General features: G+C 38.4%; 23 protein-coding genes. 16 read left to right on the forward strand and 7 right to left on the reverse strand.

Annotated elements, in window-relative coordinates; translation table 11 throughout:
- The first annotated feature begins 229 nt into the window (after positions 1-229).
- The 12 genes from panB to ACMX9J_RS17520 all read left to right on the forward strand — a co-directional run bounded on the left by panB (position 230) and on the right by ACMX9J_RS17520 (position 12161).
- Positions 230-1063, forward strand: coding sequence for a 3-methyl-2-oxobutanoate hydroxymethyltransferase (gene panB, locus ACMX9J_RS17465; protein WP_033578419.1), 834 nt, complete (start codon positions 230-232; stop codon positions 1061-1063).
- 1 nt (position 1064) lies between these two features.
- Positions 1065-1922, forward strand: a complete 858-nt coding sequence (gene panC, locus ACMX9J_RS17470; protein ID WP_034266844.1) for a pantoate--beta-alanine ligase — start codon at positions 1065-1067, stop codon at positions 1920-1922.
- A complete protein-coding gene (gene panD, locus ACMX9J_RS17475; protein ID WP_416226048.1) occupies positions 1923-2306 on the forward strand; it encodes an aspartate 1-decarboxylase in 384 nt (127 codons plus the stop codon).
- Positions 2307-2508: 202 nt separating this feature from the next.
- A complete protein-coding gene (gene dinG / locus ACMX9J_RS17480) occupies positions 2509-5310 on the forward strand; it encodes an ATP-dependent DNA helicase DinG (RefSeq protein WP_416226050.1) in 2802 nt (933 codons plus the stop codon).
- A gap of 87 nt (positions 5311-5397) precedes the next feature.
- Positions 5398-6195 (forward strand): hydrolase, encoded by a 798-nt coding sequence (locus ACMX9J_RS17485; protein ID WP_416226051.1) that lies wholly within the window; start codon positions 5398-5400, stop codon positions 6193-6195.
- Positions 6196-6383: 188 nt separating this feature from the next.
- Positions 6384-6554 (forward strand): YpmA family protein, encoded by a 171-nt coding sequence (locus tag ACMX9J_RS17490; protein WP_013056102.1) that lies wholly within the window; start codon positions 6384-6386, stop codon positions 6552-6554.
- Between the two features lie 11 nt (positions 6555-6565).
- Positions 6566-7054: a DUF5590 domain-containing protein gene (locus ACMX9J_RS17495; protein WP_034266853.1), complete on the forward strand. Its 489-nt coding sequence runs from the start codon at positions 6566-6568 to the stop codon at positions 7052-7054.
- Between the two features lie 133 nt (positions 7055-7187).
- Entirely contained in the window at positions 7188-8372 is a 1185-nt protein-coding gene (locus ACMX9J_RS17500; protein WP_328173732.1) for a pyridoxal phosphate-dependent aminotransferase, read from the forward strand.
- Positions 8373-8527: 155 nt separating this feature from the next.
- A complete protein-coding gene (gene asnS / locus ACMX9J_RS17505) occupies positions 8528-9820 on the forward strand; it encodes an asparagine--tRNA ligase (protein ID WP_328173731.1) in 1293 nt (430 codons plus the stop codon).
- A 334-nt stretch (positions 9821-10154) separates the two neighbouring features.
- On the forward strand, positions 10155-10862 hold the full coding sequence (locus ACMX9J_RS17510) for a DnaD domain-containing protein (protein ID WP_016763459.1): 708 nt from the start codon (positions 10155-10157) through the stop codon (positions 10860-10862).
- A gap of 140 nt (positions 10863-11002) precedes the next feature.
- Positions 11003-11674: an endonuclease III gene (gene nth / locus ACMX9J_RS17515; RefSeq protein ID WP_028414079.1), complete on the forward strand. Its 672-nt coding sequence runs from the start codon at positions 11003-11005 to the stop codon at positions 11672-11674.
- Complete coding sequence (locus ACMX9J_RS17520; RefSeq protein WP_416226052.1) at positions 11661-12161, forward strand: YpoC family protein; 501 nt, start codon at positions 11661-11663, stop codon at positions 12159-12161. Before nth ends, ACMX9J_RS17520 begins: the two co-directional genes overlap by 14 nt.
- A gap of 36 nt (positions 12162-12197) precedes the next feature.
- Here ACMX9J_RS17520 and ACMX9J_RS17525 read toward each other — a convergent pair whose 3' ends face one another.
- Positions 12198-15023 (reverse strand): PBP1A family penicillin-binding protein, encoded by a 2826-nt coding sequence (locus ACMX9J_RS17525; RefSeq protein ID WP_047751373.1) that lies wholly within the window; start codon positions 15021-15023, stop codon positions 12198-12200.
- A gap of 63 nt (positions 15024-15086) precedes the next feature.
- Positions 15087-15686 (reverse strand): Holliday junction resolvase RecU, encoded by a 600-nt coding sequence (gene recU / locus ACMX9J_RS17530; protein WP_047751372.1) that lies wholly within the window; start codon positions 15684-15686, stop codon positions 15087-15089.
- Positions 15687-15759: 73 nt separating this feature from the next.
- Between recU and ACMX9J_RS17535 the strand changes: the two genes are divergently transcribed.
- Positions 15760-16755: a DUF2515 family protein gene (locus tag ACMX9J_RS17535; RefSeq protein ID WP_416226053.1), complete on the forward strand. Its 996-nt coding sequence runs from the start codon at positions 15760-15762 to the stop codon at positions 16753-16755.
- 11 nt (positions 16756-16766) lie between these two features.
- Here ACMX9J_RS17535 and ACMX9J_RS17540 read toward each other — a convergent pair whose 3' ends face one another.
- Entirely contained in the window at positions 16767-16868 is a 102-nt protein-coding gene (locus tag ACMX9J_RS17540; protein ID WP_016763465.1) for a hypothetical protein, read from the reverse strand.
- 227 nt (positions 16869-17095) lie between these two features.
- Here ACMX9J_RS17540 and ACMX9J_RS17545 point away from each other — a divergent pair, with 227 nt between their 5' ends.
- Positions 17096-17350: a hypothetical protein gene (locus ACMX9J_RS17545; protein WP_034266868.1), complete on the forward strand. Its 255-nt coding sequence runs from the start codon at positions 17096-17098 to the stop codon at positions 17348-17350.
- Between the two features lie 45 nt (positions 17351-17395).
- Positions 17396-17746, forward strand: a complete 351-nt coding sequence (locus ACMX9J_RS17550) for a YppE family protein (protein WP_013056113.1) — start codon at positions 17396-17398, stop codon at positions 17744-17746.
- Positions 17747-17839: 93 nt separating this feature from the next.
- On the opposite strand, the gene ACMX9J_RS17555 is transcribed toward ACMX9J_RS17550, so the two are convergent.
- Both ACMX9J_RS17555 and ACMX9J_RS17560 read right to left on the reverse strand, forming a co-directional pair.
- A complete protein-coding gene (locus ACMX9J_RS17555) occupies positions 17840-18010 on the reverse strand; it encodes a hypothetical protein (protein WP_165573332.1) in 171 nt (56 codons plus the stop codon).
- A gap of 125 nt (positions 18011-18135) precedes the next feature.
- The gene (locus tag ACMX9J_RS17560) at positions 18136-18330 is read right to left on the reverse strand and encodes a YppF family protein (protein WP_013056115.1); all 195 of its coding nucleotides are present in this window, start codon (positions 18328-18330) and stop codon (positions 18136-18138) included.
- Between the two features lie 230 nt (positions 18331-18560).
- Here ACMX9J_RS17560 and ACMX9J_RS17565 point away from each other — a divergent pair, with 230 nt between their 5' ends.
- Positions 18561-18974 carry a YppG family protein gene (locus tag ACMX9J_RS17565; protein WP_028414073.1) on the forward strand — a complete coding sequence of 138 codons (414 nt, stop codon included), beginning with the start codon at positions 18561-18563 and terminating at the stop codon, positions 18972-18974.
- A 31-nt stretch (positions 18975-19005) separates the two neighbouring features.
- Here the strand turns inward: ACMX9J_RS17565 and ACMX9J_RS17570 are convergent, their stop codons facing one another.
- Together ACMX9J_RS17570 and ACMX9J_RS17575 are read right to left on the reverse strand one after the other, a co-directional pair.
- Positions 19006-19152, reverse strand: a complete 147-nt coding sequence (locus ACMX9J_RS17570) for a hypothetical protein (RefSeq protein WP_416226054.1) — start codon at positions 19150-19152, stop codon at positions 19006-19008.
- Positions 19153-19167: 15 nt separating this feature from the next.
- On the reverse strand, positions 19168-19377 hold a 210-nt coding region (locus ACMX9J_RS17575; RefSeq protein ID WP_416226055.1), incomplete at its 5' end, for a hypothetical protein.

A 19377-nucleotide genomic window follows, 5' to 3' on the forward strand; every position in this document is an offset into this window, starting at 1 on the left:
AGTATCGAAAGAACTTCACTTGATACTCGTTTGTTTATTTTTAATATGACAATAAATCTGCCTTGATCCATTAAGGACTAGGACAGAGGGATGACGCGTAGGTAAGCACATTAGGTAAAGTGTGCTTTTTATAGATGAAGTCTGTCAAAGTCCTTCTTCCTTTTATAGGTAGAAGGGCTTTTTGTGTGCAGACGTGCGCTCATCTCCTCTGAGAAGGAGGAGAAAGTTAGTGAAAACAAAATTAGATTTTTTACGTATGAAACAAAACAATGAACCAATTGTGATGCTGACTGCGTACGATTATCCGTCAGCTAAGTACGCTGAAGAAGCAGGCGTAGACATGATTTTAGTAGGCGACTCTCTAGGAATGGTCGTTTTAGGATATGACTCTACGATTCCTGTAACGGTAGATGATATGATTCATCATACAAAAGCGGTTAAAAGAGGGGCTAGTGATACATTTATCGTCACCGACATGCCGTTTATGTCCTATCACGTGTCGAAAGAAGACACGATGAAAAATGCTGCTCGCATTATGCAGGAAAGCGGAGCTCATGCTTTAAAAGTAGAAGGTGCAAACGATGTTCTCTATACAATTTCAGAATTGACGCAAGCTGGTATTCCGGCTGTTGCACATCTCGGGTTAACACCTCAGTCTGTCGGTGTTCTGGGCGGTTATAAAGTGCAAGGGAAAGAAGCGAAAGAAGCCAAACAGCTAATCCAAGACGCAATCAAGTGTGAGCAGGCGGGAGCTATTGCTGTTGTATTAGAGTGTGTTCCTAAACAAGTAGCAAAACAAGTAGCTGAACGCTTAAGCATTCCAACAATCGGAATCGGAGCAGGAGCTGACACGGATGGTCAAGTACTTGTATACCACGATGTATTAACGTACGGCGTAGAGCGTGTGCCCAAATTTGTTCAGTCATTTGCGAAAATAAATGAGCCTATTTTACAGGGGCTTTCTCAGTATGTAAGTGAAGTGAAAAAAAGAGAGTTTCCGAAAGAAGCACATACTTTTTCAATGAAAGAAGAGCAGTTAACGGCACTGTACGGAGGGAAATAAGATGAAAGTCATTACAACAATTAAAGACATGCAGCAGGAGATGAAAAAAGAAAAGCAGCTTGGACGTTCAATTGGATTTGTCCCGACGATGGGCTATTTGCATGAAGGCCATGCTACTCTGCTTGGAGCAGCTCGCACAGAAAATGAAGTAGTGGCGCTAAGTATTTTTGTGAACCCGACTCAATTTGGACCAAATGAAGATTTTGATACGTATCCAAGAGATTTTGAGCGCGATGAGCGCGTGGCAAAAGAAGCTAACGTCGACTATTTATTTTATCCTTCAGTAGAGGAAATGTATAAGTCAAGCCGTTCAGTTGCTATAACCGTGAGAGATCGTGTAGACGTATTGTGTGGACAGAAGCGCCCTGGTCATTTTGACGGAGTAGCCACGGTACTAACAAAGCTTTTTCACATTGTAATCCCAGATCGTGCATACTTTGGTAAAAAAGATGCGCAGCAAGTTGCTGTAGTAGATGGTTTAATTGAAGATTTTAATTTCCCGGTGGAGCTTAGAGCAGTAGATACGGTGAGAGAAGCAGATGGATTAGCTAAAAGTTCTCGTAACGTATATTTAACAGATAAAGAAAGAGAAGAGGCACCTGTTCTATTTAAGAGTTTACAAAGCGCTCTGCAGCTTCTTGAAGGCGGAGAGAAGCAAGTAGAAATCATTAAAGGGACCATTCGAAAAGAAATTGAGCAACATACGAGCGGTAAAGTGGATTATATCGAGGTTTATACGTATCCAGAGCTAAAACCAATTAAGAAAGCCGCTGGAAAAATCATTATCGCTTTAGCTGTTCAATTCTCTAAAGCTCGTTTAATTGATAATGTAATTGTAGACGTACAGGGGGATAACTAAATGTTTCGCACGATGATGAACGCTAAAATACACAGAGCTCATGTAACTGAAGCCAACTTAAATTATGTTGGCAGCATCACCATTGATGAAGATATTATCGACGCAGTAGGAATTGCAGCAAACGAAAAAGTCCAAATTGTAAGCAATAATAACGGAGCTCGCTTGGAAACGTACGTGATTCCCGGCGAACGAGGGAGCGGCGTAGTTTGTTTAAATGGAGCTGCTGCAAGACTCGTGCAGCCTGGAGATATCGTCATCATTATCTCTTATGCGCTCGTAGCAAATGAAGAAGTAGCTCACCATCATCCAACCGTAGCGATTATGAATGAGCAGAATAAAATCCAACAATTGCTTAAACAAGAACCAGCTGGTACAATTCTATAAGAACAGTCCCCCTTTATGAGGGGGATTTTTATTTGAATACATACGCTAGTAAGTGAACGGTATAAACCTCTATACACACTAAAGTAAAACTTCTATGTATGAAAGCCTCTCTGTTTTTCACGAGAAGGAGTTGCGCTTTTAAAGCATATAGAGCAGGCTTTCACTTTATACTATAAAAAGACAGACTTGCGAGGTGTTGACCGTGAATAAACGCTTTGTTGTGGTAGATCTTGAAACGACGGGACATTCTCCAAAACAAGGAGATAAAATGATTCAATTTGCTGCTGTCATAGTAGAAGACGGCAAAATTGTTGAACGTTTTTCTAGTTTTTTAAATCCTGGTATGGATATTCCGCCTTTTATTACACAACTAACTAACATTCAAAATGATATGGTGAAAGATGCGCCTTTATTTGAAGAAATTTCACCTAAAATTATAGAATTGCTAGATGATGCTTATTTTGTTGCACATAATGTGGCATTTGATTTAACTTTTTTACAAGAAGAACTCTATCAGTGCGGGATGGAGACGCTTTATAATTCAACCGTGGATACCGTCGAACTGGCCCGGATTCTGCTGCCTACAGTTGATGGGTACAAACTTAGTCAATTAGCTGAGTATTTACATATTGAACATGAAAACCCTCATCAAGCAGATAGTGATGCAGAAGTAACGGCACGTATTTTACTTTTACTAATTGAAAAATTAAAGAAGCTCCCTTTAACAACCTTGAAGCAGCTATACGCGCTAAGCTTACACTTTAAAAGTGAAATTGGAGAACTGATTCAACAAGTTATAGATGATAAAAGTTATGCCGAGGATGATTCTTATGAATTTATACACGGCATTGCGCTAAACAAATATCAGCCGCATTCAGCTAATGAAAAGCAGCACTCTCATACTTACGAAATATTTGAAACTGAAAAGCAAAAGCTGTTCCATCAGGCTCTGCCATTGTTTGAAGAACGAAAAGGGCAGTGGGAGATGATGAACTTTGTACAAGAGTGCTTTGCAGGCAACGAGCATGCTTTAATTGAAGCGGGGACCGGTATTGGTAAAACCTACGCTTATTTAGTTCCTGCCGTGTTTTATGCTTCTGTTCATCACCACCCAGTCATTATCTCAACTAACACGGTAACGCTTCAGCAGCAAATCATCGAAAAAGATGTGCCCATTTTAGAAAAGATTGTGCCATTTCCTGTTACAGCAGCTGTTTTAAAAGGAAGAGAACATTACATTAGTATAAGAAAATTCATTCAGCTCTTAAAAGAGCGAAATAATAATTACGATGCGATCCTCACAAAAGCGAAGCTGCTTATTTGGCTGACGGAAACGGAAACGGGCGACAGCGATGAAATAAACCTGCCTTCTGGGGGTAAACTTTTTTGGGAACAGCTAAATGAAAGCAATCCGTCTCCAAGTGACTTTAAGCATCCTTGGAAGCTTTATTCTTTTTATGAACGAGCGCAGAACAGAGCGCAAAATGCCCATATAGTAGTGACAAATCATCGCTTGCTGTTGATGGATGTGATGAGTAATCATGAGCTGCTACCTGATTATGAACAAATTATTATTGACGAGGCTCATCACTTAGAAGACATTGCCGGAGAAGAACTGGGAGAGCGCTTAGATTATTTTGCGGTTCATGCGCTATTAAACCGAATCGGAACCATTCAAGACAAAGGGCTGTTAAAAAAAGTTCACCATACGCTTGTAAAATATAGCATCGAGCTTAACACTGAACTTCTTCAAAATCTGTTTGTGCAGCTTCATTCTGAGTGCGATGACTTATTTCGTTTGATTCATTCTTTTGTTCAAAAAAGAACAGGCAATCAGCAGGGCGAGATTGGAAGAAGCAGCTATCGATATAAAGTGGAAAAAGAGCATGGGCATTACTGGACGGCTATTCAAGAAGCAGCGTCGCGTATTCGTTTTTTAATTCACGATCTTTTTACATGGAATGATGGGGCAAGACATTCCTTTGACAATCTATATGACAAAGTCACAAAAAATGAACAGTCGTCTCTTCATGAATTTCAAACGGCTGTTAAAGGATTTGAGCATATATCTCAGCAAATAGAAAAGCTTCTGTTCAAACAGCAGAGCAATTACGTAACGTGGTTTGAAATTGAGCCAAAAGGAGCAGCAAATGCTACGTATATCTATAGTCAGCCTACTTCCATTGCCGATACGCTGGCTGATGAATTTTTCGCTAAGAAACAAAGCGTTATTTTAACATCTGCTACATTGACGGTGAATGGAACATTTGATTATTTAATTCAAGAGCTAGGGTTATATGACTTTCAGCCTGCTCAACTCATTCTTCCTTCCGAGTTTGATTACGAGAAGCAAGCTAGAGTCTATATTCCTCAGGATATGCCTGCTGTTAACGAAGTATCATTATATGAGTATAGCGCTATGATGGCAGAAAGTATTCTTGACGTAGCCAAAGTAACAAATGGCCGTATGCTGGTGCTTTTTACTTCATATGACATGTTGAAAGCTACATATGGTTATTTGAAAGAGTTAAACGATCTTGAAGAGTTTGTCCTGCTTGGTCAAGGAGTCACAACTAGAAATCGCAATAGACTGTTAAAAGACTTCAGTCAATTTGAGCATTCCATTCTTTTGGGTACAAATAGTCTGTGGGAAGGAATTGATTTGCCAGGAGATTTATTATCATGTCTCGTAATAGTCAGACTTCCTTTTTCATCTCCAAATCAACCTCTGTTGACAGCTAAATTTGAGCAGATGAAAAAAGAAGGGAAAAGTCCCTTTATGAATTATTCACTTCCTCAAGCCGTTATCCGTTTTAAACAAGGATTTGGACGGTTGATTCGTTCAAAAAGTGACCGGGGAGCTATATTTATTTTTGATAATCGTATTACGCGAACAGCATATGGATACCATTTCCTTCACTCGCTTCCAAAAGTCCAGGTTGTTCAAAAAACGTTTTCAAATATCTTACTGGACTACAAAGAATGGTGGAATGAAAAGACTTGAGCATAGCTTAAGTCTTTTTTTATGCATACTGTTTCTTCACTTGAGAGACGATAGTAATATACTATGATAAGCAAATGAGGACAGTGTATGATTAAAATATTGCTAAGTGCTGTACTGTTTTTTAGTTTTATGACCTGTTCGGTTTCAGCAGCCGTCATTAAAAACGTAGATTTTGGTTTGCAAGCTGATGAAGTAGTGATCACCTTTCTGCCTCTTTCAGATGGAGAAGCAAGTCTGATTCAAGATGGAAGCGGTGAGGCGATTTTAGTAAATACCGGGAGTGCATCTTCCTATCTCGAGCTAAACAAGTGGCTGCAGCGATATAAAGTAAAAAAAATCAACCAATTAATAATTACGAAACAGCAAAAGTACTATGATTCAAATGTTCAGCGAGCTGTGAAGGATTATCATATAGAGCGTATTATTGTGCCGGCTCAGTACCAGGCGGAATTTCAAACAGAGAAGTGGAAAGAAAATGATTTATTTCAGTTAACGGATAATATACACGTTGATGTCTTGCATGCATCGAAGCAAAAAACAGCGGCTATGGATCTATTATTCACGATTGGAGAGCACCGAGTTCTATATGCCATGAGCGGCTCAGATGAAGTAGAGGAAAAGTTTTTACGCATTCCCCTTACTCATGTAGATATATTGAAAATTCCTAATTTTGGAGAGGGAACGTTATTTTCGAATACATTTTTGAAGCAATTAGATATACAGCTTGCCGTTGCGTTTACGAAACCAGGGCGTTCCTATTCCCCTCGACTGCTTTCAAATTTAACAGCTGAATGGATTGAATTATATGACGTAAGAGAGGGGAGCGCTTACTCTATTAAAATGTCGCTAAAATCCTATGATGTGATGAAATTTTCTGCAAAATAAACAAATTTCCTTTTGCAAAAAGAGGTAAATTCCTTATAATATTATATATGTTTACTTATTTATTCGGTTTTTACGCAAAACGTACGGGCTGAATTGATGAGTGAAAAAGATGACGATGGTTTTTGATACCTGTTATAATACGGATATCGTCATTTTTGCGTCGTGATAGACGAGCTAGGAGGTTTACAATGGAAAGCAGGATTGAAGTATTATCAACTGTCCGCGTGGAAAATTCCTCGGATTTATATAAAATTGTTGATAGTTTGAATCGCACGTTGAAAAAGCAAGATTTGATGTTCGGATTAGCGTTAGATGAAGAAGATCAAAGCAAAGCTGTATTTACAATTTATCGTACATAAGTAGGGATTTTATGAAAAAGTTAATTATTGTAGCGGTAGCTGCTGTGCTTTTAATTATCGGAGGCATTTCTTTTAGCATTTATCACTCGTCTGTGAAGGATGTTCAGTCTGCTGAGGAAAAAGCAGCATCTCAAGCAAAAAAAGAATTTAATTTGAAATCTGTCACAAGCACCCAGCCATATTTTGGCAATCATGCATTTTATGTAGTAGAAGGTACAAACCGAAGCAATCAAAAGGTAATTGCTTGGGTGCCTAAAAGCAAAAAACAAACAGCTGTTTTAAAGAAAGCAAGCAGCGGGATCACAAAAGAGAAAGCCATTTCCATTGTGAAAAATGATAAAAATCCGCAGGAAATTAAGTCGGTGCGCCTAGGCATTGAAAATAAAAAGCCGCTGTGGGAAGTAACATATGTGGATAAAGATAAGAAACATTTAACATACTATTATCTTGATTTCTCTAGCGGTGAATTTATAAAACGATACAGCTTATCTCAATCATAAATCGTTTATACCATATGAAATGTCATATGTGTCATAATATAAGAATTCAGCGCTTTATGAAAATGAAGCCAATTTTTTATCTATAATCAGCCTGCGGGCTGATTATAGCTTTAGTTCATAGGGGGAGATTTTAGTGAAGTTAGCAAAACGTGTATCAGCATTAACGCCATCATCAACATTAGCGATTACAGCAAAAGCGAAAGAATTGAAAGCGGCTGGTCATGATGTGATTGGACTTGGAGCAGGGGAACCTGATTTTAATACGCCGCAGCACATTTTAGAAGCGGCTGTTACAGCAATGAATGATGGTCAGACAAAATATACGCCAGCAGGCGGTCTTGCACCATTAAAAGAAGCGGTAATTGAAAAATTCAAACGCGATCAAGGCCTGACGTATTCACCTTCTGAAATTATTGTTTGTACAGGTGCTAAGCACGCACTGTATACGTTATTTCAAGTTCTGTTAGACGAAGGTGACGAAGTAATTATCCCAACTCCTTACTGGGTAAGTTATCCTGAGCAAGTAAAGTTAGCAGAAGGTACACCAGTATTCGTTGAAGGTTCTGAAAATAACGAATTTAAAATCACACCTGAACAATTAGAAGCGGCTATTACAGCTAAAACTAAAGCTGTTATTATCAATTCACCAAGCAACCCAACGGGTATGATTTACACAAGAGAAGAGCTTCAAGCTTTAGGAGAAGTTTGCTTGAAGCACGATATTTTTATCGTATCAGATGAAATTTATGAAAAGCTTGTGTATGGTCAAAATGAACATGTATCGATTGCACAGCTTTCACCAGCGTTAAAAGAAAAAACAATTATTATTAACGGTGTTTCTAAGTCACATTCCATGACGGGCTGGCGCATTGGATATGCAGCTGGTGATGCTACAGTTATTAAAGCGATGACAAACCTAGCGAGTCACAGCACGTCAAATCCAACATCTATTGCTCAATATGCAACAATCGCTGCTTATAACGGCACTCAGGGGCCGGTGGAAATGATGCGACAAGCTTTTGAAGAGCGTCTAAACGTAATTCATGAAAAGCTGATTAACATTCCAGGGTTCTCATGCTTAAAACCACAGGGTGCTTTCTACTTATTCCCTAATGCAATTGAAGCTGCAAAGTTAACTGGCTTTGATACAGTTGATGCATGGGTAGAAGCTATTTTAGAAGAAGAGAAGGTAGCGCTAGTGCCTGGATCAGGATTCGGTTCACCTGAAAACGTACGTCTTTCTTATGCTACATCACTAGATCTGCTAGAAAAGGCATTGGAACGAATTCAATCATTCATGACTCGTCATATGAAATAAAAAAGATTATATTTAAAAACAAAAGAGCCTTTTAGCACAAATCACACGTGTTAGAAGGCTCTTTTTGTTTGTTACTTGTTATTATGTTTGTCGAAATGTATAATAGGATGGCATACATAATTACGAAATGTAAGTTTTTTGGAGGGATATTAATCGTGAAAATTACGATTTCAGAAGCAAACAAGCATGTAGGAAAAGAAGTAACAATTGGTGCTTGGTTAGCGAATAAACGTTCAAGTGGTAAAATTGCCTTTTTACAGCTGCGCGATGGATCAGGATTCATGCAAGGGGTAGTTGTAAAAGCTGAAGTAGAAGAAGAAACTTTTAAATTAGCTAAATCTATGACGCAAGAATCATCACTATATGTAACAGGTGTGGTACGCGAAGATGAGCGCTCACCGTTTGGCTATGAGTTAACAGTTACAAGCCTTGAAGTGATTCATGAAGCTGTTGATTACCCAATTACGCCAAAAGAACATGGAACAGAGTTCTTAATGGATAACCGTCATTTATGGCTGCGTTCTAAACGTCAACATGCTGTTATGAAGGTTCGTAACGAAATTATTCGTGCAACGTATGAATTCTTTAACGAAAACGGGTTTACAAAAGTAGATCCTCCAATCCTAACAGGAAGTGCTCCTGAAGGAACAACAGAATTATTCCACACGAAATATTTTGACGAAGATGCATATCTTTCTCAAAGTGGACAGCTTTATATGGAAGCAGCAGCAATGGCGCTTGGAAAAGTATTTTCATTCGGTCCAACGTTCCGCGCTGAAAAATCTAAAACACGCCGTCATTTAATTGAGTTTTGGATGATTGAACCAGAGATGGCTTTCTACCAATTCGAAGATAACTTGAAAGTACAGGAAGAGTATGTGTCTCATGTCGTACAGTCTGTTTTAACAAACTGTAAGTTAGAGTTAAATGTACTAGGCCGTGATACATCTAAGTTAGAACAAATTAAAGCGCCATTCCCTCGTATTTCGTACGATGAGGCTCTTAAATTCTTACATGAAAAAGGATTTACAGACATTCAGTGGGGAGATGACTTTGGAGCACCGCATGAAACGGCTATCGCAGAAAGCTATGACAAGCCGGTATTCATTACACACTATCCAACGTCATTAAAACCATTTTATATGCAGCCAGATCCAACAAATGAAGACGTAGTATTATGTGCAGACTTAATCGCACCAGAAGGCTACGGAGAAATCATTGGAGGCTCTGAACGTATTCATGATCAAGAGCTTTTAGCTCAGCGTGTAGAAGAGCACAATTTAGATACAGAAACATACAAGTGGTATTTAGAGCTTCGTAAGTATGGCTCAGTTCCACATTCAGGATTTGGTTTAGGCCTTGAGCGTACAGTAGCATGGATTAGCGGCGTAGAACACGTTCGTGAAACGATTCCATTCCCACGCTTATTAAACCGTTTATACCCGTAAGGAAGTGAAAAAGTATTCTGACTCCTGTAGTCAGGATACTTTTTTAGCTTTTTTTATGAATCATAAAAAGAAAAGAAAAACGAGGTTTTTACTTATATCACAAGGAAACAACGGCAAACATAGAAGAGAGTCTAACTTAAAAGGGAGTTGCAATTCTCGAAAAAATAAGTTAGTGTAATATTCTTGGAAGGAAGTCATCGTTCGTATATATTTTATATGTGCAGAGCAATGGTACGGTTTCAGCGGAAAGTTTTACATAGAAGCTTTTTAGCTTCGAATAATTATTACTTTGACTATAAACTTCATGATATACTAACTACTGAGGTGTTCGGATATGAAAAAAGAAACGTTAATTGAATGGTTTGAACAAGGCACAGTTTCAATTCCGAAGCTGCTGTTTAATCACTATAGCGATTTGGGAATGAACGAAACGGAATTCATGACGTTAATGCATATTTATGTTTCCATTGAAGGCGGTGAAGGTTTCCCGACACCTAACGAATTGGCGGCAAAAATGAGTATTTCAAGTGCTGTGTGTATGGATACGCTGCGAGCATTAATTCAGCGCGGCTTTTTATCTATTGAGCAAGATCAACAGCAAAACGCCCTTATTTGTGAACGTTATTCATTAAAACCGCTTTGGGAAAAGCTTATTCATCATATGATGCAAGAAACAAGAGAAGTAGAAAAAAGCGAAGAAGAACAAGAAGAGCTTAATTTATATACAATGTTTGAAAAAGAGTTTGGCAGAGCATTGTCTCCGTTTGAATGCGAAACGCTAGCGATGTGGATTGATCAAGATCATCATGATCCCATTATTATTAAAGCGGCACTAAGAGAGTCGGTGATGTCTGGAAAATTAAACTTCCGGTATATTGATCGTATTTTATTCGAATGGAAGAAAAATGGCATTCAGACCATTGATCAAGCCCGCAAGCATAGCCAAAAATTTCGTCAAAATCAACAGCCCAAAAAACTATCTTCTGTTAACCCTTCTCAGTCTACATCAGCCATTCCTTTTTTTAACTGGCTAGAGCAATGACAGGATAAAAAGCTGCTTCAAGATCCAAGTAATTGAATCTTGAAGCAGCTTTTTTAAAAGAGTATGGACAAAAGTAGCATTTGACAGGAACCCTATTGTAAAATAGGAGGGAACTACCTGTAAGAAGAAGGAGAACTAGTATGTTAACGTTAAAACAAATCAGACAGTGCCTAGATGCTATGGCAGAAATGTTTCCTGACGCTCACTGTGAGTTAAATCATCGGAATCCCTTTGATTTAGTCATTGCCGTGGCGCTATCTGCTCAGTGCACAGATGCTTTAGTCAACCGCGTAACAGCGGATTTATTCAAGAAATATCAAACGCCTGAAGACTATTTAGCCGTTTCGTTAGAAGAGCTGCAGCAAGATATTAGATCAATCGGCTTATATAGAAACAAAGCTAAAAATATTCAAAAGCTCTGCCGTATGCTCATTGATGAATACGGAGGAGAAGTTCCGAAAGATCGTGATGAGCTGACCAATCTTCCGGGAGTAGGGCGTAAGACGGCTAATGTTGTTGTATCCGTAGCTTTTGGAGTACCGTCAATAGCCGTAGACACGCATGTAGAACGTGTAAGTAAACGCCTTGGGATTTGCAGGTGGAAAGATTCAGTTTTAGAAGTAGAAAAAACGCTGATGAGAAAAATTCCGAAAGATGAATGGTCTGTTACGCATCATCGACTTATCTTTTTTGGACGCTATCACTGTAAAGCACAGTCTCCTCAATGTCATGTCTGCCCGCTTCTTGATCTTTGCCGAGAAGGAAAGAAACGAATGAAAGGAAAAGAGAAGAAGACAGATGTTACCGATTGAAGTGCCGTCACATTTCATATGCGAACCATTTTATTCAAAAGAAGATCGGGTTCTTGAATTATATACAAAAAATGGAAGAAATTATTTTGCTTATGATATTTTATACGATGTACATAAAGAAACGAAAACACCTTGGAGGGATGTTCAAAAGAACATACGGCCATTTTTTGAAAAGTGGGAAACTCAAAGGGAAGAACTGCATACGCTTTTTTCTCAGCGGAAAGCAAAAGAAGCAGCGCCTTGTATGAAACAAGCTGCTGCTATGTATATTAGTTTACTGTTTTGGATTAATGGACAGCCCGTTCGGCGTTTAAATCAGCTGCAAGAAGACATAGCGGACCTAATCTATAAGCCTATTAACTGTGCTGAGAGGCTTATGTTTTTGCTGCAGCGAGTTTCTTCTTATCAAGCGTATATTCAGCTGACAGAATTATTTAATGAGCTGCGTAAGCAGTATGCAAAAATGCTTATTCTTCACAAGAAATAAAGCCCCTACACGTGTAGGGGCTTTTTTACTGCTACGTTAATTTTCAGTTGTTGGCTCTTGCTGTGGTGTAGCAGGTGTTGACGGCGTCGATGGTGTAGCAGGGGTTGGTGGTGTTTGACTTCCTGAGTCATTCCCACCGTTGTCTGCTGGAGGAGGAGTTGTGCCTCCGTTATTATTGTTATTATTACCATCGTTAGTATTGCCGCTATCGTTATTGTTATTATCGGTATTGCCGTTATTACCGGTATTGCTACCGTCACTATTGCTGCCATTATTGCTGTTTTGGTTATCATCCGGCTTAGTAGATGAATCGTCACCTTGATCAGAGCCGTTGTTTTGATCAGTGTTGCTATTGTCTTCATTTTGATTATCGTCCGTTGTTCCGTCATCTTCAGGCTTAGTGGAATTATCTTCGGTAGCTTGATCTGATGAATCAGGGACTTTTACAGAAGAACTAGCGCTTTCGCCCGTATTTGTTGTTACGGTGAAACTATACGTTGCGCCTGCTGCTGGATTGGAAATTGTTTTTCCACCGGCTCCTGCGCCAGATGCGAGTTGTTCAGAACCGTTAGGAGATGACATTGTGACTGTAAAGGTCGTATCACTGGCTGCGTTTGACGCTGACCAGTTAACTGAAATTGCTCCTCCGCTATACGAAGCAGTAATTTTTGGCTTCACATCTTTATTGTCTTTTTTCTCTTTTTTGTCCTCTTTTTTATCTTCTTTCTTTTCTTCTTTTTCTTTCTTCACAAACGTTTGAGATACTTTTGTCGGTGCAGTACCGCGCACAAAGTATTCTTTTGTAATTAAGCTCGAAGGAGTAGAGCCGCTTGGGCGTTTTAAGTCTTTGCCCGTTGGTTTTTCCACGGAACGTTCAACTACGCTGTCCGGCTGCTTGAAACTTCCTTTAGGTTTGCCTTCAGAAATATGAGTAATAACATGCTTAAAGATATTTTTTGCCATGCCTGTTTCATTAGGACTTAAAATATAGCCGTCTTTAGCAGTTTCATAGCCTGTCCATACGGAAATCGTATAGTTTGGCGTAAATCCATTAAACCAAACGTCTTTTTCACCAGCGTCTGGAATATTGTATCGTTGCTTTTCTGCAGCACTAAAGTTCGAAGTTCCCGTTTTACCCGCAATTTCTAATCCTGGTGTACGAACAGCACGAGCTGTACCATATGATTCGTTTACAACAGATTTCATCATGTCCGTCATCATAAATGCCGTGTAATCTTGCATTGCGCGTTTTGGTTTTGGCGTTAAATCAATTTCTGTTCCATCAGGGAATTTTACCTTTGTCACCGTATGCGGTGCATTGTACATACCTTCATTTGCAAAAGCACTATAGGCTCCAGCCATTTGTAGAGGTGTAACACCTGTACGGAAGCCTCCGATAGAATAAGATTCAGAATAAGCTTCGCCGTCTTCTTCATCTAATTTTAGCCCAAGGCCCGTAGCGAACTCTTTTGCTTTGTCCGCACCGGTTGCTTGGAACGCTTTTAAAGCAGGGATGTTCAGCGAACGTCCTAAAGCTTCACGCGCTGAAACCCAACCTTTATAGTTGCGTCCAAAATTTCGGATTGGCGTGCCGTTTGAATAATGATATTCTTCATCTTTTAGCGGTTGTCCAGTAGACCACTTTAAGTTCTCAATCGCTGGACCGTAATCTAAGATCGGCTTAATTGTTGAGCCGGGCTGGCGTCTCATATTTGTTGCAAAGTTTAAGCCGCCTGATACACGATTACGTCCGCCTCCAATTGCTTGAATACCGCCTGTTTCATTATCTACAACGACAAGACCTGCTTGGAATTTATCGTTCGGGAAGTTGACTACTTTGTTATTCATCACATCATCCACATAGTCCTGAGCATTCGTGTCAAGCGTTGTATAAATTTCTAAGCCCGCAGAAAATGGATCCGCGTCTGTTTTCTTTTTTACTTCCTCGATTACTTGATCAATAAATACATCGTACTTAGATGTTGATTCAGTTTGTTTAGCTAAGTGAGCCTGTACATCTACTTGTTTTGCTTTGTCGGCCTCGGCTTGTGTAATGAAGCCGTTTTTAGCCATTAAGTTTAATACTGTGTTACGGCGTTTAGTAGCATTCTCTGGGTTTGTAACTGGGTTATAAGTAGTTGGCGCTTTTGGTAAGCCTGCCAACATAGCAGCTTCATCAAGAGTTAAATCTTTTACGCTTTTAACTCCGTAAAATTTCTCAGCTGCTCGTTCAATACCGTATACTTCACCTGATGCGAAATATATTTTGTTTAAATACATTTCAAGAATTTGTTGTTTCGAATATTTGCGCTCAAGTTGGTAAGCTAACCACATTTCTTGTACTTTACGTTTAACCGTCTTCTTTGGTGATAAGAACGAATTCTTTACCACTTGCTGAGTAATCGTACTACCGCCCTCAGCACCGAAGCCGTCTTTAAAGTTCGCCATTAATGCTCCGCCAATACGGTAAAAGTCGACGCCGTGATGTTTATAAAAACGAACGTCTTCCGTAGCGATAAATGCGTTTTTGACGACTTGAGGGATTTCATCGTATTGCACATATGTACGTTTTTGAGCTCCAATTTCTTTTACAACTGTTTTTCCATCGTTTGCATATACTTTAGATGAAAAAGAGTTTTTTAATACCGAGTCATCAACTTTTGGAGCATCGCTTATCATAGCAAAAAAAGTTCCCACTCCGGCAATGAGCCCGATGATTCCTATCAGTAAAACTGCGGCAACAATTTTACGAAATAGGCCTCCTTTTTTCTTCTTTTTCGGTTTTCCTTGAGATTTACCTTCTGGTTTGTTGTCATTCATAGCTCTTCGTCGTTCTTCACGAGAGCGATAATTATCTGACATAAAAACTCCTACCTTTCAACGCATTGTAAGAGAATGATTTCCGTAAACATATATATCATACTCTTAAAAGTATAATTTATCTATAGTTTTTATGTAATCGATTCTCGGATGGTAACCAAGTTCGATGAAATGTCCTTTTTTTTCAATATCTGCCTTAGGGATTGATTTTCGTCCATCTTTTTTCATGGAATCCCAGTAAGGAAAAAGGAACTGTGCTTCGAACAAGTATATTTCTTGTAAAGTAGAGAACATTAATATAACGAAACAAACCCCGTTTTGTTTCACAATTTGCTTCATATGTTCAATTTGATGTTCATGAAAATTACGCAGAGGAAATGAGGTTTTATTTCTCGTTTCTTTTGCTTCAAAGTCAAGGTGTTTTCCTTTATAGACGCCATTATAATCTGTAGTAGAAGCCTGCTTAAAATAAGCTTCTTTGATAACAGCGGCACTTCTCTTCGGATAGTCTACTTTTACAATTTGAACAGGGGTTGGTTTTTTGTGAACAATGGCTATTCCTTTTGAAACATAGTATTCGTTTGTTTCGTTTAAATCGTCCTCCAGCGTCATACCACGATTGCTATAGCTAGCTTCTAGCTTTTTAGGGGAAGGACTGCTGGTATTCAATGGCTTATAGGCCTTTCCGTTAGGATAGCGAATCATAACCATCACTCCTTTAGTGTAAATCTATTAAACAAACAAATTCTATTATACCAAATCCTACAAATAAAAATAGATGAAAGAAGATGAAGAGATGTCACTCAATAGTTCGGAACAAGCGCTGTTGACGGCGATTAATAAAACAACAGACAAGCTGAATATTGATAATATATCAAGAACCCAAGCTTATGCAACTTTTTATCATAGATATCCTGAAGTAAAGTGGGCATTTCTCGCAAGTATGGTATCGCGCAACGCAGGGTGGAATATGTGTGATTTGCAAGGAGAACCAATGAAAAAAGCGTTATCAAAGCAAACGCGCGATTTATTATTTTTGACGTATGAAAGAGCAAATTGGCTTATTTTTAAAGATGCCTTCCCGCAATTACTATTGTATGCTGTTTCGCGTAAAAAACATGTCTCTTACGTTCATTTACTTCCCTATTTAAATGTTTCATCTTTTATCGAAGAAAAGTGGAGGCAATTTATGCAGAAACCTTCTGAACTGCAGCTTATTCATGCGTTAATTGTAAATGAGCAGCACGTTATTCAAAAGCCCGTTATTGAACAGCCTTTTTATCAAGATAGAGTATTTAAAAGTATGCTGTTTTTTTTTCAAGATATATTCCACTTTAGTTCCGTCCTTTTTCCTACTACAAAAGGGGAGCTATACGGTTGTTCTGTTCATGATTTTACAAAAGTAAATAATCGGATTGATTTGGGGAAGAAATTAGCGACTTTATTATTTCATGAAAAGTATTATCCCTTGTTTTATGAATTTTCTTTGAAAACAAAGCATACGGGTTCGAGATACGATTATGAGCAGTATTTTGTGGATGAAACCAGTTGCTGTACACCTGCACTTCGAAAGGTGTATCCGGCTATTAGACATCATGAAAAAAAGAGAGAAGAGTGGTTTTTAACAAAAAAACAGGAACAAAAGCTCATGAAAAAGCCGCCTTTTCCAAAGAAAGTTCATTTTACAAAGTGGTATCTTCAAAAGCAAAAGCAGCTGCATATATTAATGAAAGTAGCGCAAGTAGTTAATGTAAATAAAAACGGTCACAAGTGACCGTTTTGTTCTTAAGTAGAAGGCTGGTTAGGACCGTTTAACTTTTTAGGATCACCGTAGGTTTTTGTTTCAGGCTTATTTTTAGGCTGTGATTTTTGCTGTTTGTTGGCCATATCTAGGCACCTCCTATCATGTTGTAATGAACGTTCAGCAGCAGAATGTATCCAATTAGCTGAAATGTCTATACTAGTGTTTTCAATATGTTCTCTTTCGATTCACCATAAATGAAAATGTCGAAAACATCTTTCTTTGACGAATAGAAACTAGTTTTGTCATGTGTGAAGGGACAATGAATAAAAAAGAGAATACGTTATGCAAAGGAAAATTTGGAGGGATGGCGATGAAACAAAGTATGGTTAAAACAAGCGAAATGATGACTTTATTAGATAGCTTACTAGAGCAAGTAGATCTAGTGGATAAAACGATGTCTACATCTATAAATGAAGCATTTACACATTGTGAAGAAACATATATGGAACAAGTTCATCGCATTGACCAATCGCTGCAAGAAATTGAAGTAACTGTGTATGAAAGCATGCCTTCCGAAACAGAATGGAGTAGAAGACGAAGAGAAATGGTTCTTCATACAGTATAAAGATTGTTTATGTTACAATAGTCATCGTAGAGGTGACGAATAACGATGAATGAAGATGTGAAAAAAAGTACGGAGATCATGTTTCAATATAATGAAGTAGCTGTAGAACGATTAGCGTCTATTCAACAGGAAGAAAATTATGAAGTGAAATTTTTTGAAGAAGTAAAGCCTTATGGAGACATTTTCTTCAAAGAACTTGATGAATGGGCTAGTCTCGTAACGGAATGGCTGAAGAAAGAGCGACCAAAATATATTCATGTTAATCAAGTAGAGACGTTAAAAGAAAATTTACAAAACGTTGTACTACAGTCATTTTATCCCGAGACGCGAGAAAAGCGATTTAAAAAGATGTATCACTCAAATAAGTATGTGCTCGAGTCGATATTGAATAATTAATCCCGGCCTTCCGTTGAGACTTATAAGGTGGGGATTTTCTATGTATGCCTAAAGAGAAAACTCTTTAGGCATTTTATCATGATCAATAAAAAGTTAATCAAAATCTTTTTGTGATTGGATAGAAACAGCTGGGTGATCTTGTGAAGCAACTGTATCGATATGATAATCAACTTTTTCGGTATGTTTAGAAGCAACGGCGTTATTTGTTTTATTTACTGCACTTTGTCCTTGTTTTTTATGATCAAAATGTTTTCCACGACTCATGAAATAAACCTCCTTTATTGAATACTACGTTAAAGCCTTTATAGTATAAACAAGTCAAAAAAGAAGTATGTGTCCACTTTAGAGGAAACAAAGAAACCACCGATTTCTCAGTGGTAGTAAAAAAATTAATCATCTTGTGCACTAAAATCAGGCTTAGTAGCTCCAATTTGTTCAAGTTCACGTACAGCGGCTTTGTAATTCATAGGAGTTAAAAAACCTTTTAAATACTGCTGCTGAGCAAAATCGAGTAATTCATTACTTGACTGCGGCTCATATTGTTTCACCGCAATAAAAGCTTCTTGAAGTTCGTTCACATACATGTAAATTCCCTCCTAATCCCCATTTGTGCCACTACGTATAGGTAGTATCACTTGTTCTTATCGTACCATATATTTAAATAATCTCGTTTTTTTGAAAAATTTAAACTTTCGACAGAAACCTACATATTTTTGAATGCGTTCTCCAAAAGTACAAGTAGACGAACGTCACCTCTTATTTCTGCATACATACTATATATTATGTAATATTAAAAAGGAGGTATTGATTTTGCATGTATACAAGTAAGCACTATCCGTATTATGAGCAACATCAACCAGAACGTTTTGATTTAAGTCAGGTACATCCATTTCCACAGTATCACCAGCAGCCATGGACGGAAGCTTATATGCCGCAACATCCGTACGCTCAGCAACAAATGCCTTTTGGCCCTCAGCAAATTCCCTATATGAACGGAATGTACCAGCAGCCCATGTACAACAATGCAGGTGCGCCTTTTAATCCATATCCTAAAGGTCAGCAGCAAAAGCCTCAGCCATCTCAATTTCAGTCATTAATGTCTCAGTTTAAATCGAGTGATGGCAATTACGATATGAACAAAATGATGAATACTGCGGGACAGATGATGGGAGCCATGAACCAATTAACATCCTTAGTAAAAGGGTTTTCCGGGATTTTCAAAGTATAAGGACTAGAAGTTGTTTTCTAGTCCCAGCTTATTATTTTTTCTGTTGATTTTTCAAAAAGTTTTCTCCAAGAAGTGCAAATACTTCATTGTAAGTTAGTCCAGACTGCGCATTTAAACGTTTGATTTCTTCGACATCTGTAGTTGATGAAGTTAAAATTCGATGCTTGTTTTTTTTCATAAAAGCTCTCCTTTTCTATGTAAAATGAATAACGCTCCATCTTAGTATATTTCCAAATGTGCACCTTCTATAAGTGGAAAAAAACGCCGAAGACATTCGTAGTTCTTCGGCGTTTTTTTGCAATAAAGATGAGTGTTTAGAGAAATTAAGAGCGGCGAGTAGAACGACGAGAGCGGCGAGTAGAACGGCGAGAGCGGCGAGTAGAACGACGAGAGCGGCGAGTAG

Source organism: Priestia sp. RMT2NF4, from assembly GCF_047872835.1.
Classification (GTDB): domain Bacteria; phylum Bacillota; class Bacilli; order Bacillales; family Bacillaceae_H; genus Priestia; species Priestia zanthoxyli.

What these genes read in the sequence shown, in the direction of transcription:
- panC (WP_034266844.1), top strand. Translation starts at nt 1,065, where the DNA reads ATGAAAGTCATTACAACAATTAAAGACATGCAGCAGGAGATGAAAAAA.
- panD (WP_416226048.1), top strand. Translation starts at nt 1,923, where the DNA reads ATGTTTCGCACGATGATGAACGCTAAAATACACAGAGCTCATGTAACT.
- ACMX9J_RS17485 (WP_416226051.1), top strand. Translation starts at nt 5,398, where the DNA reads ATGATTAAAATATTGCTAAGTGCTGTACTGTTTTTTAGTTTTATGACC.
- ACMX9J_RS17490 (WP_013056102.1), top strand. Translation starts at nt 6,384, where the DNA reads ATGGAAAGCAGGATTGAAGTATTATCAACTGTCCGCGTGGAAAATTCC.
- ACMX9J_RS17495 (WP_034266853.1), top strand. Translation starts at nt 6,566, where the DNA reads ATGAAAAAGTTAATTATTGTAGCGGTAGCTGCTGTGCTTTTAATTATC.
- ACMX9J_RS17510 (WP_016763459.1), top strand. Translation starts at nt 10,155, where the DNA reads ATGAAAAAAGAAACGTTAATTGAATGGTTTGAACAAGGCACAGTTTCA.
- nth (WP_028414079.1), top strand. Translation starts at nt 11,003, where the DNA reads ATGTTAACGTTAAAACAAATCAGACAGTGCCTAGATGCTATGGCAGAA.
- ACMX9J_RS17520 (WP_416226052.1), top strand. Translation starts at nt 11,661, where the DNA reads ATGTTACCGATTGAAGTGCCGTCACATTTCATATGCGAACCATTTTAT.
- ACMX9J_RS17525 (WP_047751373.1), bottom strand. Translation starts at nt 15,023, where the DNA reads ATGTCAGATAATTATCGCTCTCGTGAAGAACGACGAAGAGCTATGAAT.
- recU (WP_047751372.1), bottom strand. Translation starts at nt 15,686, where the DNA reads ATGATTCGCTATCCTAACGGAAAGGCCTATAAGCCATTGAATACCAGC.
- ACMX9J_RS17535 (WP_416226053.1), top strand. Translation starts at nt 15,760, where the DNA reads ATGAAAGAAGATGAAGAGATGTCACTCAATAGTTCGGAACAAGCGCTG.
- ACMX9J_RS17540 (WP_016763465.1), bottom strand. Translation starts at nt 16,868, where the DNA reads ATGGCCAACAAACAGCAAAAATCACAGCCTAAAAATAAGCCTGAAACA.
- ACMX9J_RS17545 (WP_034266868.1), top strand. Translation starts at nt 17,096, where the DNA reads ATGAAACAAAGTATGGTTAAAACAAGCGAAATGATGACTTTATTAGAT.
- ACMX9J_RS17550 (WP_013056113.1), top strand. Translation starts at nt 17,396, where the DNA reads ATGAATGAAGATGTGAAAAAAAGTACGGAGATCATGTTTCAATATAAT.
- ACMX9J_RS17555 (WP_165573332.1), bottom strand. Translation starts at nt 18,010, where the DNA reads ATGAGTCGTGGAAAACATTTTGATCATAAAAAACAAGGACAAAGTGCA.
- ACMX9J_RS17560 (WP_013056115.1), bottom strand. Translation starts at nt 18,330, where the DNA reads ATGTATGTGAACGAACTTCAAGAAGCTTTTATTGCGGTGAAACAATAT.
- ACMX9J_RS17565 (WP_028414073.1), top strand. Translation starts at nt 18,561, where the DNA reads ATGTATACAAGTAAGCACTATCCGTATTATGAGCAACATCAACCAGAA.
- ACMX9J_RS17570 (WP_416226054.1), bottom strand. Translation starts at nt 19,152, where the DNA reads ATGAAAAAAAACAAGCATCGAATTTTAACTTCATCAACTACAGATGTC.